Source organism: Azohydromonas sediminis, assembly GCF_003574675.1.
In the GTDB taxonomy this organism is placed as follows: Bacteria; Pseudomonadota; Gammaproteobacteria; order Burkholderiales; family Burkholderiaceae_C; genus Calidifontimicrobium; species Calidifontimicrobium sediminis.
This window is the reverse complement of record NZ_QOAZ01000005.1, coordinates 87,098-103,848: the sequence shown is the minus strand read 5'-3', so window position 1 is coordinate 103,848 and position 16,751 is coordinate 87,098. Positions and strand designations below refer to the sequence as shown.

The following is a 16,751-nucleotide window of genomic DNA, read 5'->3' as shown; positions in this document are numbered from 1 at the left end:
GGCGTTTGACATGGCCGTGAATCACCCGTTCGACGACGCGCGCGCGCCACGACGCCGGCGCGACCGCTGGCTCCAGCACGAGGGCCTGAACTTCGTGCTGACCAACCGCGTGCCGCGCGCGGCGCTGACGCACCTCGTCGGCTGGTTCAGCCGCATCGAATGCGAGTGGCTCGCGCGGCTGTCGATCGCGGTGTGGCGCCAGTTCACCGAGCTGGACTTGAGCGACGCGCGCGAGACGCGCTTTCGCAGCCTGCACGCGTGCTTCACGCGGGCGCTCAAGCCCGGTGCACGCACCGTCGACGCCGACGCGCGCGTGCTCGCGAGCCCGTGCGACGCGATCGTCGGCGCCTGCGGCACCGTGCGCGACGGCCAGCTGTTCCAGGCCAAGGGCATGCCGTACACGCTCGACGACCTGTTCGCCGGCTCGCCGCTGGCAGCGCACTACCGCGACGGCACCTGGGCGACGCTGCGGCTGACGTCGGCGATGTACCACCGCTTCCACGCACCGCACGACGGGCGGCTCGAGCACGTGACCTACGTCAGCGGCGAGGTGTTCAACGTCAACCCCGCGGCGCTCGCGCGCATCCCGCGCCTGTTCTGCCGCAACGAGCGCGCGCTGCTGAAGACGACGATCGCCGGCGGCCACGTCGTCACGCTGGTGCCGGTGGCGGCGATCCTGGTGGCCAGCATCCGCCTGCACGCGCTCGACGTGCGGCTGCACCTGAAGTACCGCGGCCCGAACGAGATCGCCTGCGACGTGCCGTTCGCCAAGGGCGACGAACTCGGCTGGTTCGAGCACGGCTCGACGATCCTCGTCTTCGCGCCGCGCGGCTTTACGCTGGCACCGGGCATCGCGCCGGGCACGCGCATCCGCATGGGGCAGGCGCTGATGCGCCTGCCCTGAGCGGGCATGCGCGGGCACTGCGATGAGCGTCCTTCGGGACGACGCGCCGAACCCCGGCGCGCCGAGTTCGTCGGGCTATGGACTTGCGCCGGGCGGCCGTCGGCCATCGCCCGGCCCCTGACGTATGGCCTGGTCGGCCACCTCACCGTTGACAACCACCGGCTGGCGATCGCCTTCTTCGCCGGCGGGCTCGTGCTGCGGGTGCCGGTCAACGTCGCGCGGCGGTCGCGGGGGGCTCGACGCTGCCCACCGCCGCGCAGCACGAACAAACAAGACAAGCAGCCCCGGGTGTCGAAAATTTTTACAGTCTTTCAGGATCCCGACCCGCCATCGCCCCCTCGTCCAAGGGGCGCACCGCTCGCGGCCCAGGTTTGTCGCTGTCCATGGCCCGTCGGACGTGCGAACATTCAGGCCACTTGGGGTACTACCTAGTGGTGTGCGCACGCGGCTTGCTTGGCCGACGTGATGAGCACACCGGGAGATGCCGTGATGAACGAATCCGAACGCAACGCCCACAGCGATAGTCGTCACGACCAGCCGGATGCACCGTCGTCTGCAGCTGCAGCCGATTCGGCATCGCGTCGGCGTGCCCTGCTGCGACACCTGTCGCTCGGCGCCGCGGTGACAGCTGCCGGCGCGCCGATTCGTGCACTGGCGGGCTACGGCGGGGACAAGAAACACTGCTTCCACAAGGACGACTGGAAGAAGACGAAGTGCCACGCGACGGTCTCGGGCTGTCACTCGCCGATCTCGTCGCTGTACGACCGCGATGTCCCAGAGTCCCCCGGCAAGCACTGCACCTACTACAGGGACCGCACCAAGTGGCCCAAGGACTGGCAGGGCTACTCGTATTGCAAGGGATGGAACAACCAGCCGTTCCGGCGCGACGCCACTTTCAAGGAGTTGTTCAACTGCAGCGGCGGTGGGTACCGCGACATGACGCTGCGCGACATCATGAACAACCAATACGACTGCGACGAGAAGCACTGGATCACGGCGTGCCTGAATGCAACGCTGTTCGGTACCCAGTTCTCGTACGAGCCGTACCAGGTCGTGCAGATGTACCACGACCCGTTCAAGCGCCCGGCCGCGCTCTACTTCTTCAAGAACTTCCAAGAGAATTACTACTCGTGAGCGATGCCGCCGAACCTTGGCGGCTGAACCCGACCGCGCAGTGGCACTGGCGCGACTGGGGCGCTGATTCGGTCGTGATCGAAGTGCGCTCCGGCGACACGCACTTGCTCGACCCATTGAGCGCCGCCGTGATGGCGTGCATCGAGTCCGGCGCCTGCTGCCGGGGCGAGCTGCTGGCGATGCTTCGTGCCGACCTGGACGTCGACGCCGTGCCGGAGTTCTCGCAGACGCTGGAGACCATCCTCGAGAAGCTGTTCAGACTGGGCTGGATCGAGCCGAAGCCCGGCGCGGCATGAGGATTGGCGAACTCCCCGCGGATGCACTGAAGCGCGAACTGGCGGCCGGACGGCTGGCGGTGCGCACCGGGCCGTTCGGGTTCCGGTTGCGCTGCGACGCCGATCGCGTCGCCCGCGGCATCGCGCTGTTGTACGGCGACTACCCGCGCCTGGGCGACGACGACTTCTGCGACTTCACGCTCGACGTCGGCCGCGTGCGCGGGCTGCGGCGCTGGATTCGCCCCCAGGTGCGCGCGCTGTACGACGGCGAGCCGAACTTCGAGCCGCTGCCGCTCGGCCACGCGTTTCCGCTGCTCGAGTGGACGCTCAACTGGTGCATCAGCACCCACACGTTCGAGTACCTGACGCTGCACGCGGCCGTCGTCGAGCGCGGCGGGCGCGCGGCGATCCTGCCGGCCCCGCCCGGCTCGGGCAAGAGCACGCTGTGCGCGGCGCTCGTGCACCGCGGCTGGCGGCTGCTGTCCGACGAGATGGCGCTCGTCGCCCTCGCCGACGGGCGCGTGTGGCCGCTCGCGCGGCCGGTGAGCCTGAAGAACGCGTCGATCGACGTGATCCGCCGCTTCGCGCCCGACGCCGTGATGAGCGAGCCGACGCACGACACCAGCAAGGGCACCGTCGTGCACATGAAGGTGCCCACCGAGCACGTGCTGCGCATGGACGAAGCGGCCGCGCCGGCGTGGATCGTGTTCCCGCGCTACGTCGCCGGCGCGCCGGCGCAGCTCACCGAGCGGCCGAAGGCCGACGCGATGATCGAGCTCGGCCAGAACTCGTTCAACTACGGCGTGCTCGGCCGCGCCGGCTTCGACGCGCTGGCCGACCTCGTCACCAGGTGCGAGTGCGCCGACTTCAGTTACGGCCACCTCGACGACGCGATCGCCGTCTTCGACCGCCTCGCCGCAGGCGCACCGTCGTGAACGGCGACCTGATCACGCCGGCGCTGACGGCCCCCGAGCGCCTCGAGTTCACGCCCCGCCAGTGGGAAGACCTGCTGAGCCAGGCGCGCCGCTCGCGGCTGCTCGCGCGGCTGGCCTGGCGCTACGACGAGCGCGGCTGGATCGACGCGGTGCCCGCCGGCCCGCGCCAGCACCTGCGGGGCGCACTGCGCGTCGTGCAGCGCCAGCGCGACGAAGTGCTGTGGGAGATCGACCGCCTGCGCTTCGCGCTGCGCCACGTCGATGGTCCCGTCGTGCTGCTCAAGGGCGCGGCCTACATCGCGGCCGACCTGCCGCCGTGGCGCGGGCGGCTGTTCGGCGACGTCGACCTGCTCGTCGCGCGCGACCGCCTCGCGCAGGTCGAGACGGCGCTGATGGCCGGCGGCTGGATCGCGGCCCGCCTCGACCCCTACGACGACCGCTACTACCGACAGTGGATGCACGAGCTGCCGCCGCTGCAGCACGTGCAACGGCGCACGCACCTCGACGTGCACCACACGATCACGCCACCGACGTCGCGCTTCCCGATCGACGGTGGCTCGCTGCTCGAGCGCTCGGTGCCGGCCGTGCACGGCGTGGGGCTGCGCGTGCTCGCACCTGCCGACATGGTGCTGCACAGCGCGGTGCACCTGCTGCAGGAAGGCGAGTTCGAAGGCGGCCTGCGCGACCTGCTCGACATCCGCGACCTGCTGCTGCACTTCGGCAGCGACGACGCCGGCTTCTGGGATGAACTCGCGCGGCGCGCCGCCGAGCTCGGCGTCGGCGTGCCGCTGAGCTATGCGCTGCACCACGTCGAACGCCTGTTCGGCACGCGCCCGCCCGAGGCGCTGCGCGAGCGTTTCGACGCGCTGCGCGCGCCGCTACTGCCGCGCGCGGCGATGAACGCGCTGCTGGCCATCGCGCTGCGCCCCGACCACCCGGCGTGCGACACCGCGCTCACCCGGCCGGCGCGCTTCGCGCTGTACGTGCGCTCGCACCACCTGCGCATGCCGTGGTACCAGATCGCGCCGCACCTGGCGCGCAAGGCGTGGATGCGTGCGCTGCAGCGGCGCAAGGACGCGCGCGAGCGCGCGGCACAGGCCGCGGCGCAGAACGACGCCGGCCACACGACGCGGTAACGACCGGCAACGGGACCACCGCAGGGCACGCCGATAATGCGGCCCCAGCGATGAGCGACTTCACCCGCGCCGCCCCCTTCGTCCACCGCCTGCGCGTCTACTGGGAAGACACCGATGCCGGCGGCATCGTCTTCTACGCCAACTACCTGAAGTTCTTCGAGCGCGCACGCACCGAGTGGCTGCGCGCGCTGGGCATCGGGCAGCAGCGGCTGAAGGACGAGCACGCGCTGATGTTCGTCGTCGCCGCTACCTCGGTGCGCTACCTGCGACCGGCGCGGCTCGACGACGAGCTCGATGTCACGGTGACCGTCGTCGCGGCCGGGCGCGCGAGCCTCGACGTCGCGCAGCAGGCCTGGCATGGCGACCGCCTGCTCGCCGAAGGCGACATCCGCATCGGCTGCGTCGACGCGGGAACCTTTGCGCCGCGGCGCATTCCGAAGCCGATCGCCGACGCGGCGATGCAAGAACTCCGAAGATGAACCAGGACATGTCGATCGTCTCGCTGGTCATGCAGGCCAGCCTCGTGGTGCAGCTCGTGATGGCGGGGCTGCTCGTGACGTCGCTCGCGAGCTGGACCGTGATCTTCGGCAAGCTGTTCGGCCTGAAGCGCGTGCGCGAGCGCAACGACGGCTTCGAGCGCGAGTTCTGGTCGGGACGCAACCTCAACGAGCTGCACCAGGCCGCGATCGCGCGTGCCGCCGGCGACGGCGCGCCGATGGAGCGCATCTTCGCCAGCGGCATGCGCGAGTTCCTAAAGCTGCGCGAGCGCCGCCTCGACGCCGCCGCGCAGCTCGACGGCGCACGCCGCGCGATGCGCGCGAGCTTCCAGCGCGAGCTCGACACGATGGAAACGCACCTGAGCTTCCTCGGCTCGGTGGGCTCGGTGTCGCCGTACGTCGGGCTGTTCGGCACCGTGTGGGGGATCATGCACGCCTTCGTCGGGCTGTCGAACCTGCAGCAGGTCACGCTGGCCACCGTGGCGCCGGGCATCGCCGAGGCGCTGGTGGCCACCGCGATCGGCCTGTTCGCGGCGATCCCGGCGGTCGTGGCCTACAACCGCTTCGCGCGCGACATCGACCGCATCGCGATCCAGCTCGAGACCTTCATCGAGGAGTTCTCGAACATCCTGCAGCGCAACGCCGGCACGCCGGCCGCCGCACCCGCCGCAGCGGCCCCCGCGGCCGCGGCGTCGAGGTTCTGACGATGCCGCAGCTCGCAGCCCGCGGCGGGCGGCGCCGGCGCACGATGAACGAGATCAACATGGTCCCGTTCATCGACGTGATGCTGGTGCTGCTGATCATCTTCATGGTCAGCGCACCGCTGATCACGGTCGGCGTCGTCGACCTGCCCAGCGTCGGTACCGCGCAGCAGCGCGCACCGAAAGTCATCGAGATCATCGTCGGCGCCGACGAGCGCCTGCGGCTGAAGGTCGACGGTGGCAACGAGGAGTCGGTCGCGCTGCCGCAGCTCGTCGCGCGCGTGCAGCAGGCGCAGGGCGGCAACGGGCAGGTGCCGGTCGTGATCTCGGCCGATCGCAACGTCAAGTACGACGCCGTCGTGCGCGTGATGGACCGCCTGCAGCGTGGCGGCGTGCAGCGCGTGGGCCTGTCGGTGCGCCAGGCCGGCTGACGCGATGGGCGGGCGCAGCGCGATCGACCCGCTCAAGCCACCGCCGGCCGACCGGCTGGGGCCGGGTGCGGCCGTCGCGCTCGGCGCGCACGCGGCGCTGCTGGCCGCGCTCGCGCTCGGGCTGCAGTGGCGCAGCCAGAGCCCGACGCCCGTCAGCGCCGAGCTGTGGGCTGCGGTGCCGCAAATCGCCGCACCGCCCGCGCCCCCGCCACCGCCGCCGGCCCCACCCGCCCCTGAGCCACCACGTCCGGCCCCGCCGCCGGCGCCAGCGCCCGAGCCACCGGCACGGCGCGAAGCCGACATCGCGCTCGAGCGCGAGCGCCAGCTGCGCGAGCAGCGCGAGGTCGAGGCCAAGCGTCAGGCCGAGCGGCAGCGGCTCGAACGCGAACGTGTTGAACGCGAACGCGCCGAACGCGAGCGCATCGAGCGCGAACGCGCCGAGAAGGCGCGTGCCGAAGCCGAGGCCAAGCGCCAGCGCGAGGCCGAGCAGCGCCGCCAGGCCGAAGCGCAGCGCCAGCGCGAGCTCGCCGAACAGAAGCGCATCGAGGCGCAGCGCCAAGCGCAGCTCGAGCGCATGCTGAGCCAGGCGCAGGGCAGCGGCAGCCCGTCGTCGAGCGGCACCGCGGCGCGCGACGCGGCACCCTCGGCGAGCTACGCGGGGCGCATCGTCGCGCGCGTCAAGCCCAACATCATCTTCACCGACGACGTCCCGGGTAACCCGGCCGCCGAAGTCGAGCTGCGCACGCTGCCCGACGGCACCATCGTCTCGCGCCGCATCGTCAAGAGCAGCGGCGTGCCCGCGTGGGACGACGCCGTGCTGCGCGCGATCGACCGCACGGCGGTGCTGCCGCGCGACGTCGACGGCCGCGTGCCGCCGTCGATCGTCATCGTGTTCCGCCCGCGCGACTGAGCCGCACCGCTGCGGCGCGCGCGCACCACGCGCCGTCAGGGGTCGGCGCGCAGTGCGCTCACGTGCGCGACACTGTGCGCGCCGGTGTTGTCGGCGTCGCCGGCCACGGCGATCGCGCTTGCTGGCGGCATCTCGCGCGCCTCGTCGCCGAACGCACGCAGGTAGTCGGCCGCCACGTCGCGCCGCTCGTCGAGCCAGGTGGCCAGCGGGGCGTCGGCACTGCGCAGCACGACGTAGCGCACGCGGCGCGAGTACGCGTTGGCGAGCACCGCGCCGGCGGGCTGCGCGTGCGCCCACACGTAGCACAGCGTCGCCGCAGGCAGCGGCTCGGCGCTGGCCGCGCGCGCCAGGCGCAGCAGCTGCCGCTCGACGAACGGCACCTGCGCGAGCGGCGCATCGAACAGCACGCAGACCTTGACGGCGCTGTCGTCGCCGGCCTTCGTCGCGAGGTCCGCGCGGCGGTTCGGCAGGTCGACGCGCCAGCGCCACGCGAGCGTGTCCACGCGCGTGCCCGGCGGCAGCGCGTGCACCAGGTTGCCGTACGAGCCGCGCGCCTCGATGCGCAATGCGTCGACGCCATCGACGCGCACCGCGCGGTACTCGGTGGACGGCAGGCTCTGCTGCGGCAGCCTGGCGAAACGCCACGGCGCGGCGATCCCGGGGACGTCGCCGCCGACGAGCGGTGCGAGCCCGACGGACGGCGCCGCCGCGCCCAGTCCCGTGCACGCGGCCAGCGCCGCCGCCACGCACCGCTGCTTCGCCACGCTCACGGCGCGTCCCCGCCGCGCTGCCACGCGTGGAAGCGCTCGAGCCAGGCCAGCACCCGCTGCGGCGCGTGCGCGCGCTTCCACGCGCCGGCGGCGTACTTGTTGGCTTCGACGAACGTCGGGTACGCGTGGATCGTGCCGAGGATCTTGTTCAGCCCGATGCCGTGCTTCATCGCGAGCACGTATTCGGCGATCAGCTCGCCGGCGTGCGCGCCGACGATCGTCACGCCGAGGATGCGGTCGCGGCCCGGTGCCGTCAGCACCTTGACCCAGCCCTGCGCCTCGCCGTCGACGATCGCGCGGTCGAGGTCGTCGATGCCGTAGCGCGTGACCTCGAACGCGACGCCGCACGCACGCGCCTCCTGCTCGTTGAGGCCCACGCGCGCGACCTCGGGGTCGACGAAGGTGGTCCACGGGATCACGGCGTAGTCCACCGCGAAGCGCTTGAAGCGCCCGAACAGCGCGTTGACAGCGGCGTGCCACGCCTGGTGCGCGGCGACGTGGGTGAACTGGTACGGCCCCGCGACGTCGCCGGCGGCGAGGATGTTGGGGTAGACCGTGCGCAGCGCCTCGTCGGTGACGATCGTGCGCTGCGTCGCAATGCCCAGCGCCTCGAGCCCGTAGCCCTCGAGCCGCGCGACGCGGCCGACCGCGCACAGCAGGCGGTCGAACGGCACGCGCTGCTCGACGCCGCCGTGCTCGACGACCAGCACGTCGCCGTCGCGCCCGGCCGCTTCGACGCGCAGCGCCCGGTGCCCGGCGAGCACGCGCACGCCGTCGGCCTCGAGCCGCTCGCGCACGAAGGCCGAGACGTCGTCGTCCTCGCGCGCGAGCAGCCGTGGCAGCTGCTCGACGAGCGTCACGGCGCTGCCCAGGCGCGCGAAGGCCTGCGCGAGTTCGCAGCCGACGGGCCCGCCGCCGAGCACCAGCAGCCGCGGCGGCAGCTCGCGCAGCTCCCACAGGTTGTCGCTCGTCAGCACCTCGATGCGCTCGAGCCCCGGCAGGTCCGGCACGTGGGGCCGCGCGCCCGCGGCGATCACGATCGCGCGCGTGGACAGCACCTGCTCGCCGCCGCCGTGCAGCGCGATCTTCACGTGCCACGGGTCGACGATCGTCGCGTGCCCGCGCACGACGTCGACCCCGAGCTGCGTGTAGCGCTCGACCGAGTCGTGCGGCTCGATCTCGCGCACGACGCGCGCGACGCGCGCCATCACGTCGGCGAAGTCGACCCGCGCTTCGGCGTGCGCGATGCCGAGCGCGCGGGCATGGCGCACCTCGTGCAGCAGCTTCGCGGTGCGCAGCAGCGCCTTGCTCGGCACGCAGCCGGTGTTCAGGCAGTCGCCCCCCATGCGGTGCGCCTCGACGAGCGTGACCTTGGCCTTGACCGCGGCGGCGACGTAGCTCGCGACGAGCCCGGCGGCGCCGGCGCCGATGACGACGAGGTTGCGGTCGAAGCGCCGCGGCCGGCGATCGGCCCAGCGGGCATAGACGCGGCGCACCTTCACGGCCTCGACGGCCTTCTTCGCCAGCAGCGGGAACACACCGAGCAGCGCGAACGACGCCAGCAGCCCCGGCGAGACGATGCCCGCGACGCTGTCGAGCTTCGCGAGCTGCGTGCCGGCGTTGACGTAGACGGCCGTGCCCGCGAGCATGCCGAGCTGGCTGACCCAGTAGAAGGTCCACGCGCGCATCGCCGTCAACCCGAACAGCAGGTTGATGACGAAGAACGGGAACACCGGCACCAGCCGCAGCGTGAACAGGTAGAACGCGCCGTCGCGCTCGATGCCGCGGTCGACCTCGGCCAGCCGTGCGCCGAAGCGCGCCTGCACCGCGTCGCGCAGCAGGTAGCGCGCCACCAGCATCGCCAGCGTCGCGCCCAGGCTCGACGCGAACGACACGACGACGAGGGCGACGCCGAAGCCGAAGAGCGCACCGCCAGCCAGTGTCATCACCGCCGCGCCCGGCAGCGACAGCGCGGTGACGGCGACGTAGAGCGCGAAGTACGCGCCGATCACGGCCACGGGCCGCGCCGCGTACAGCGCGGCGAGGTCGGCCTGCGCCGACTTGACGTACCCGAGGCTGAAGAAGCGCCCGAGGTCGAGCGCGAAGAACGCCACGACCGCGGCGGCGAGCAGCGCGAGCAGGATCAGCTGGCGGCGGTTCATCGGGTCGGCGGCAGACGGTCCGCGCGGCACCGCGGCCTTCGATCAGTGCGCGCTCAAGTCGCGCGCGGCGGCCCCGACGTTACCGCGGCGCCGCCAGCCGCGTAGCGGCGCAGCACGTGGTAGCCGGCACCGCGCGGGCCGCCCGATTCGACGAGCACGAACTCGCGCACCGGCCAGCGCACCGCGAGCGGCGCCGCCGGCGGCTGCGCCCCCGCAGCGCGGCGCGCCAGCGTCAGGTGGGGATGGAACCGCCGCGCCTCGGTGCGCAGCCCCTGCGCCCGCAGGACCTCGCCGATCGCCGCGTGCAACGCCTCGAGCGCCGGCGGCGCGACGACGTCGACGACCGCGAGCCCATGCCCCCACTGGGGCACGGCCCCGAAGCCGAGCTCGAACGGCTCGCCGCGCCACGCGAGCGCGGCCGCGAGCACCGGCACCCCCGTGCGCGGCACCGCGCCCAGGAAGTGCAGCGTCACGTGCAGGTCGCGCGGCGCGACGAGCCGCGCCCCGGGCGGCCAGCGCCAGCGATCGCGCCAGCGCACGATTGCCTGCCGCACGCGGTGGTCGGCCCACAGCGCGACGAACAGGCGTGGCGTCTCGGCTGGCGGCGATGGCGGCGCGGCGGCGCGCATGGCGCGAGGCTACCGCAAACTGCGAGGCCGCCGGTCTCCAGCGGCGCAGCCGCATCGCGGTGCGAAAAGCACGGTGTGCACCGCTCGAATCCGTGCATGGATGCACGCCGCGACCTGCGCTCGTCGCTCAACGCGGTCCGCGGCGCGCCGATAGACCGTAGGTCGATCCCGGCCCTGGTGGCCGCGTCCGTTCGACGCCCCTAGCAAAGGAGACCGCCATGTCCAAGTTCCTGCCCGCCCTGTGTCTGGCCGCTGCTGCGTTCTTCGCGACGTCGGTGCAGGCGCAGGAAACCCCCGCCACGCTCGACGGCGTGAAGATCGTCACCGCCGAGCAGGCGCGCGACCTCGGCGCCAAGGGCGCCGCGCTCGTCGACACGCGCACCGCCAACGAGTACGCCGAGAAGACCGTCAAGGGCGCGATCCATGTGCCGTACGTCGAGAAGAGCGCCAAGGACGTCAAGTTCGACCGGTCGGCCGACAAGTTCGACCTCTCGAAGCTGCCGGCCGACAAGAGCGCGCCGGTGATCTTCTTCTGCAACTCGGGCACCTGCTGGAAGAGCTACAAGGCGTCCGTCGTCGCGCGCGACGCCGGCTACAAGCAGGTGGGTTGGTTCCGCGGCGGTATGCCCGAGTGGATCAGCAAGGGCCTGCCGACGCAGTGAGCCCACGCGCCCGGCGCCCCTGACACGGCGGATAACACTCACCGGGTCACCACCCACACCGACCAGGCAGTCGTTCCATGCGCACCCTCAGCATCCGGGCCCGTCTTTGGCTGGCCACCATGGTCGCCGGTCTGGGCGCATTCGCGCTCGCCGCGCTGGCGCTGCTGGCAGGCCAGCGCGGCGCCGAGACGCTCGAGGTCGTCGTCGACGACAGCTTCAAGCCCTTGATGGCGGCACAGCGCATCGAGTCCGGGCTGCACGCGGTGCGCTACCGCGCCGCCGGCGTGCTGCTGGATCACTTTCCGCTGCCCGGCACGATCAATCACCTGAAGGAAACGCGCACCGCGATCGAGCAGGACTGGGCCGTGGTCAGCGTCGTGCACGAGATCGACAGCGAGAAAGAGACGGCGGCGCTGAACGAGCTGCGCGCACACTACCCGCTGGTGACGAAGATCCTCGATCGGCTCGACGCCGCCTATGCGAAGGCGGACAAGGACGCCGTCGACGAAGTGCTGCAGTCCGACTGGGCGCTGCTGCACAAGAACTTCATCCGCCCGCTGCAGGCCATGCAGGCCAAGCAGATCGACAACGCCGGCACCTTGGTCGAGGCCCGCCGCCGCGACAACCGTACGCAGATGGCCGCCGCGCTCGTGCTCGCGGTGGTGACGATCGGAGTCGTCGCCGTCGTCATGTGGTTCACGGCGCGCGCCGTGCTCGGCGCGCTGCACGACGCCGCCGCCGGCGCGCGCGCGATCGCCACCGGCGACCTGACGACGCGCTTCGACCACTCTCGCCGCGACGAACTCGGACAGCTGTTCGGCGCCCTCGACGCGATGCAGGCTGCCCTGGCGAAGCTGGTGGCCGGCATCCGCGAGACCGCTGACAGCCTGCGCACCGCCAGCGCCGAGGTGGCGATGGGCAACCAGGACCTGAGCCAGCGCACCGAGCAGGCAGCGAGCAACCTGCAGCACACGGCGAGCTCGATCGAGCAGCTCAGCGGCGCGGTGCGGCAGACGGCCGCGTCGGCGCGCGAGGCCGACGCGATGGCGGGCGACGCGGCCAAGGTCGCGAGCCGCGGCGGCGAGGTCGTCGCCCAGGTCGTCGCGACGATGGACGACATCCACGCCAGCTCGAGGAAGATCGCCGACATCATCGGCGTCATCGACGGCATCGCCTTCCAGACCAACATCCTCGCGCTCAACGCCGCCGTCGAGGCCGCCCGCGCCGGCGAGCAGGGCCGCGGCTTCGCGGTCGTCGCCGGCGAGGTGCGCAGCCTCGCCCAGCGCAGCGCCGAAGCGGCCAAGGAAATCAAGGCCCTCATCGGCACCAGCGTCGACAAGGTCGAGACCGGCTCCAGGCTGGTCGGCGACGCCGGTGCGACGATGCAAGACATCGTCGGCAGCGTGCGCAAAGTGGCGCAGATGATCGGCGAGATCGGCAGCGCGACGGCTCAACAGACGCAGGGCATCGGCGAGGTCAACGGCGCCGTCGCCGCGCTCGATCGCATGACGCAGCAGAATGCCGCCCTCGTCGAGCAAAGCGCCGCGGCCGCCGAGAGCCTGCGCGCGCAGGCCGACGGCCTTGCGCAGGCGGTGGCCGTGTTCCGGCTCGCTGCCGGCCCGCGTGGCGAAGTCGCCGCCTGAGCCGGCGCGCCGCCGTCAGGCCTGCGGCTGCGCCGCGGGCTGCTCGCCTTCCTCGACCGGCCAGTCGCGGATGTAGGCCTTGAGCATGCGGTTCTCGAAGTCCTGCGCCTCGACCACGGCACGCGCGACGTCGTAGAAGCTGATCACGCCCATCAGCGTGCGCCCGTCCATCACCGGCGTGTAGCGCGCGTGGCGCTGCAGCATGATGCGGCGCACTTCGTCGAGCTCGGTCTCGGGCGTGCAGGTCAGCGGCGAGTCGTCCATCACGGTGCGCACGACCGTGTCGCCGACCTTGCCGCCGTTCTTCACGACCGCCGCGATGACTTCGCGGAAGGTCAGGATGCCCACCAGCTCGCCGTGGTCCATCACGACCAGCGAGCCAATGTCGTGCTCGGCCATCGTCTGGCAGGCGTGCCACAGCGGCTGGTCGGGCGACACGGTGAACAGCGTGCCGCCCTTGACGCGCAGGATGTCGTGGACTTTCATCGGCCGTCTCCTCGCCCGTTGCGCGGGTCCCGTCGGGGCAATATAGCCCACAATCGCCGCAGCACGACACCCCGCGAACCCCGGGTTCGCGCCCTGCCATGCCCGGACCTTCCGACCCCGGCTTCGACACGCTGGCGCTGCACGCCGGCGCCGCGCCCGACCCCGCCACCGGCGCGCGCGCGCTGCCGATTCACCTGAGCACGAGCTTCGTGTTCGAGAGCTCCGAACACGCCGCGAGCCTGTTCAACATGGAACGCTCGGGGCACGTCTACAGCCGCATCAGCAACCCGACGAACGCCGTGTTCGAGGAGCGCATCGCTGCGCTCGAGGGCGGCGTCGGCAGCATCGCCACCGCCAGCGGCCAGGCCGCGCTGCACCTCGCGATCGCGACGATCGCCGGCGCGGGCAGCCACATCGTGGCCAGCAGCGCGCTGTACGGCGGCAGCCACAACCTGCTCGCGTACACGCTGCCGCGCTTCGGCATCACGACGACGTTCGTCGCGCCGGGCGACGTCGACGCATGGCGCGCCGCGATCCGGCCGCAGACGCGGCTGCTGTTCGGCGAGACGCTCGGCAACCCGGGGCTCGACGTGCTCGACATCCCGGCGGTGGCGCAGGTCGCGCACGACGCCGGGCTGCCGCTGCTGGTGGACTCGACGTTCACGACGCCGTGGCTGATGAAGCCCTTCGAGCACGGCGCCGACCTCGTCTTCCACTCGGCGACCAAGTTCCTCTGCGGCCACGGCACCGTCGTCGGCGGCGTGCTGGTCGACGGCGGCACGTTCGACTGGGCGGCGTCGCCGCACTTCCCTGAACTCAACGAACCCTACGCCGGCTTCCACGGCATGGTGTTCACCGAGGAGAGCACGGTCGGCGCCTTCCTGCTGCGCGCACGCCGCGAGGGGCTGCGCGACTTCGGCGCCTGCATGAGCCCGCACACCGCGTGGCTGATGCTGCAGGGCCTCGAGACACTGCCGCTGCGCATGGCACGCCACGTCGACAACACGCGCAAGGTGGTCGACTTCCTCGTGCGCCAGCCGCTGGTCGCGCGCGTCGGCTACCCCGAGCTCGAGAGCCACCCGAGCCACGCGCTGGCCAAAAAGCTGCTGCCGCGCGGCTGCGGCGCCGTCTTCAGCTTCGACCTGAAGGGCTCGCGCGCCCAGGGCCGCGCGTTCATCGAGGCGCTGAAGCTCTTCAGCCACCTCGCCAACGTCGGCGACTGCCGATCGCTGGTGATTTACCCGGCGTCCACGACGCACTTCCGCATGGACGACGCGGCGCTCGCGCGCGCGGGCATCGGGCCGGGGACGATCCGGCTGTCGATCGGGCTCGAGGACCCCGACGACCTGATCGACGACCTCAAGCGCGCGCTGCGCGCCGCCGAGAAGGCCGCGCCATGAAGCTGACCGTCCACGGCCGCGAGGCCTACGCGTACACCGGCGGCAAGCCGTTCGATGCGGCGCTGCCCACCGTCGTCTTCATCCACGGTGCGCTCAACGACCACAGCGTGTGGACGCTGCTGGCGCGCTGGTTCGCGCACCACGGCTGGGGCGTGCTCGCCGTCGACCAGCCCGGCCACATGCGCAGCGCCGGCCCGGTGCTGCCGAGCATCGAGGCGCTCGCCGACTGGACGCTGGCGCTGCTCGACGCAGCCGGCGTGCAGCGTGCCGCGTTCGCGGGCCACAGCATGGGCTCGCTGATCGCGCTCGAGGCGGCGGGGCGCGCGCCCGAGCGCGTTACGCACCTCGCGCTGCTGGGCACCGCATACCCGATGAAAGTGTCCGAGGCGCTGCTCGCGACGTCGCGCGACGACCCGCTGAAGGCGATCGACATGGTGACCGTGTTCTCGCACTCGACGATCGCGGCCAAGCCGTCGTTCCCGGGGCCGGGGATGTGGCTGCACGGCTCGGCGCGCGCGCTGGGGCGGCGCGTGCTCGCGGCGCAGCGCGAGATCAACCTGTTCCACCACGACTTCGCGCTGTGCGACGCCTATGCGCACGGTCTCGAGGCCGCCGCGCAGGTGCGCTGCCCGGCGACGCTGATCCTCGGCGAGCGCGACCAGATGACGTCGCCGAAGGCCACACGCGACCTCGCGCAGGCGCTGAAGGCGCGCGTGCTGACGGTGCCCGCCGGCCACGCGCTGATGGCCGAGGCGCCCGACGCGACACTGGCGGCGCTGCGGGCGGCGTTCGCGCCGACGTCGTCCGCCTGAGACGCCGCCCCGCGGCGCGCGCGTCAGCCGAGCACGTCGGCCAGCGTCAGCCGCGCCAGCCCGGCGCGGTCGCGGAACGCGGCCGTCGCGCTGCTCGGCGCGAGCAGCAGCGCGTCGACGAGCGGCGCCACCGGCGTCGTCGCCGGGTCGCAGGCCAGCACGTGGCGCGGGTCGCCGCCCTCGTCGAGGCGGCCGACCCAGTCGAGCGCGATCAGCGTGTCGAGCACCGGCTCGATCTGCAGCGGGTCGAGCCGCAGCTGGTAGGCCAGCGACGGCAGCGACCACCCGCGCGCCGGCAGGCTGCGTGCGCGCGCCAGCTCGCGCAGCAGCACCAGCGCCAATTCGAAACGGTCGCCGGGCGACGGCGGCCGCCGCGCGACGCGCATCGACAGGCTCGGCGCGTAGGCCGCGATCACGGCGCCGAGCAGCACGATGGCCCACACGGTGTAGATCCACAGCAGGAACACCGGCAGTGCGGCCGCGGCGCCGTAGATCGCGGCGTTGGCCGGGAACGCGCGCACGTACCAGCCCAGCGCCTGCTTGGCCAGCTCGATGCCGACCGCGACGAACAGCCCGCCGGCCCACGCGTGGCGCCAGCGCACGTCGGTGTTGGGCAGATAGTGGTACAGACCGGCCATCGTCGTGGCGAGCAGGCCGAACTCGAACGCGCCGAGCAGCGCGCGCGTGAGACCCGGCATCGGCCCGACCCAGCCGGCCGCCGCCGACAGCGCCCACGAGCTGGCCGTCACGCTGACGGCCAGCACCAGCGGCCCCAGCGTCAGCGCCGCCCAGTACACGAGCACGCGCTGGCCGAGCGGGCGCGGCCGGCGCACGCGCCAGATCGCGTTGAGCGCGCCGTCCATCGTGAACAGCAGCACCAGCGCCGACGCCAGCAGCACCGCGACGCTGACGCCGCCCATCGCCAGCGCGCGGTCGGCGAAGCGCGTCAGCGCCGCGAGCACCGGCTTGGCGATCTCGGCCGGCACGAAGGCGGGCAGCACCTGCGTCTCGAGCCGCCCGCGCAGGTCGGCGAACAGCGGGAAGATCGACAGCACCGCGAAGGCCACCGTGACCAGCGGCACGAGCGCGAACAGCGTCGTGAACGTCAGGCTGCTCGCCGTCAGGCTGAGGTGGTCTTCGCGGAAGCGCTGGCGCAGCGTGGCCAGCGTCGCCATCCAGGGCCAGTCGTGCAGCGTGGCCAGCAGTTCGGCCGCGCGGCTGCGCACGTGGGCGACGGTCGCGAGGGGCGATCTCATGCGGCCTA

General features: G+C 72.4%; 18 protein-coding genes. 13 read left to right on the top strand and 5 right to left on the bottom strand.

All coding sequences use genetic code 11. The features are described 5' to 3' along the window. Positions 1-10: 10 nt before the first annotated feature. The 9 genes from asd (at position 11) to tolA (ending at position 6,923) form a co-directional block, all read left to right on the top strand. Entirely contained in the window at positions 11-904 is an 894-nt protein-coding gene (gene asd, locus DRV96_RS04775; protein ID WP_119288345.1) for an archaetidylserine decarboxylase, read from the top strand. Positions 905-1,525: 621 nt separating this feature from the next. Next, positions 1,526-2,038, top strand: a complete 513-nt coding sequence (locus tag DRV96_RS17980; protein ID WP_162910947.1) for a hypothetical protein — start codon at positions 1,526-1,528, stop codon at positions 2,036-2,038. Continuing rightward, positions 2,035-2,334 (top strand): HPr-rel-A system PqqD family peptide chaperone, encoded by a 300-nt coding sequence (locus DRV96_RS17975; RefSeq protein ID WP_162910946.1) that lies wholly within the window; start codon positions 2,035-2,037, stop codon positions 2,332-2,334. The genes DRV96_RS17980 and DRV96_RS17975 overlap by 4 nt, the downstream gene beginning before the upstream one ends. Continuing rightward, positions 2,331-3,248: an HprK-related kinase A gene (locus tag DRV96_RS04765; protein WP_119288341.1), complete on the top strand. Its 918-nt coding sequence runs from the start codon at positions 2,331-2,333 to the stop codon at positions 3,246-3,248. The genes DRV96_RS17975 and DRV96_RS04765 overlap by 4 nt, the downstream gene beginning before the upstream one ends. Then, entirely contained in the window at positions 3,245-4,384 is a 1,140-nt protein-coding gene (locus tag DRV96_RS04760) for a nucleotidyltransferase domain-containing protein (RefSeq protein ID WP_162910945.1), read from the top strand. The genes DRV96_RS04765 and DRV96_RS04760 overlap by 4 nt, the downstream gene beginning before the upstream one ends. A gap of 50 nt (positions 4,385-4,434) precedes the next feature. Then, positions 4,435-4,863, top strand: a complete 429-nt coding sequence (gene ybgC, locus DRV96_RS04755; RefSeq protein WP_119288337.1) for a tol-pal system-associated acyl-CoA thioesterase — start codon at positions 4,435-4,437, stop codon at positions 4,861-4,863. Beyond that, positions 4,860-5,585: a protein TolQ gene (gene tolQ / locus DRV96_RS04750; RefSeq protein ID WP_119288335.1), complete on the top strand. Its 726-nt coding sequence runs from the start codon at positions 4,860-4,862 to the stop codon at positions 5,583-5,585. The genes ybgC and tolQ overlap by 4 nt, the downstream gene beginning before the upstream one ends. 2 nt (positions 5,586-5,587) lie before the next feature. After that, complete coding sequence (locus DRV96_RS04745; RefSeq protein WP_119288332.1) at positions 5,588-6,013, top strand: ExbD/TolR family protein; 426 nt, start codon at positions 5,588-5,590, stop codon at positions 6,011-6,013. Positions 6,014-6,017: 4 nt separating this feature from the next. Next, on the top strand, positions 6,018-6,923 hold the full coding sequence (gene tolA / locus DRV96_RS04740; RefSeq protein ID WP_119288330.1) for a cell envelope integrity protein TolA: 906 nt from the start codon (positions 6,018-6,020) through the stop codon (positions 6,921-6,923). A 35-nt stretch (positions 6,924-6,958) separates the two neighbouring features. Here tolA and DRV96_RS04735 read toward each other — a convergent pair whose 3' ends face one another. Genes DRV96_RS04735 through thpR form a run of 3 tightly spaced genes read right to left on the bottom strand, consistent with a single transcriptional unit; the run spans position 6,959 to position 10,484 of the window. Continuing rightward, positions 6,959-7,693 (bottom strand): DUF3047 domain-containing protein, encoded by a 735-nt coding sequence (locus DRV96_RS04735; protein ID WP_162910944.1) that lies wholly within the window; start codon positions 7,691-7,693, stop codon positions 6,959-6,961. After that, entirely contained in the window at positions 7,690-9,855 is a 2,166-nt protein-coding gene (locus DRV96_RS04730) for an FAD-dependent oxidoreductase (RefSeq protein ID WP_119288325.1), read from the bottom strand. Before DRV96_RS04730 ends, DRV96_RS04735 begins: the two co-directional genes overlap by 4 nt. A gap of 53 nt (positions 9,856-9,908) precedes the next feature. Further along, positions 9,909-10,484, bottom strand: a complete 576-nt coding sequence (thpR, locus tag DRV96_RS04725) for an RNA 2',3'-cyclic phosphodiesterase (protein ID WP_119288322.1) — start codon at positions 10,482-10,484, stop codon at positions 9,909-9,911. A gap of 218 nt (positions 10,485-10,702) precedes the next feature. Between thpR and DRV96_RS04720 the strand changes: the two genes are divergently transcribed. Then, a complete protein-coding gene (locus DRV96_RS04720; RefSeq protein WP_119288320.1) occupies positions 10,703-11,146 on the top strand; it encodes a rhodanese-like domain-containing protein in 444 nt (147 codons plus the stop codon). A 77-nt stretch (positions 11,147-11,223) separates the two neighbouring features. Beyond that, a complete protein-coding gene (locus DRV96_RS04715; protein ID WP_119288318.1) occupies positions 11,224-12,789 on the top strand; it encodes a methyl-accepting chemotaxis protein in 1,566 nt (521 codons plus the stop codon). Positions 12,790-12,804: 15 nt separating this feature from the next. On the opposite strand, the gene DRV96_RS04710 is transcribed toward DRV96_RS04715, so the two are convergent. Further along, on the bottom strand, positions 12,805-13,275 hold the full coding sequence (locus tag DRV96_RS04710; protein WP_119288316.1) for a CBS domain-containing protein: 471 nt from the start codon (positions 13,273-13,275) through the stop codon (positions 12,805-12,807). A gap of 98 nt (positions 13,276-13,373) precedes the next feature. Here DRV96_RS04710 and DRV96_RS04705 point away from each other — a divergent pair, with 98 nt between their 5' ends. After that, entirely contained in the window at positions 13,374-14,675 is a 1,302-nt protein-coding gene (locus tag DRV96_RS04705; protein WP_119288314.1) for an O-acetylhomoserine aminocarboxypropyltransferase, read from the top strand. Continuing rightward, positions 14,672-15,487, top strand: a complete 816-nt coding sequence (locus DRV96_RS04700) for an alpha/beta fold hydrolase (protein ID WP_119288312.1) — start codon at positions 14,672-14,674, stop codon at positions 15,485-15,487. The genes DRV96_RS04705 and DRV96_RS04700 overlap by 4 nt, the downstream gene beginning before the upstream one ends. Before the next feature lie 23 nt (positions 15,488-15,510). On the opposite strand, the gene DRV96_RS04695 is transcribed toward DRV96_RS04700, so the two are convergent. Then, entirely contained in the window at positions 15,511-16,743 is a 1,233-nt protein-coding gene (locus DRV96_RS04695) for a YihY family inner membrane protein (RefSeq protein ID WP_235823285.1), read from the bottom strand. Positions 16,744-16,751: the final 8 nt, after the last annotated feature.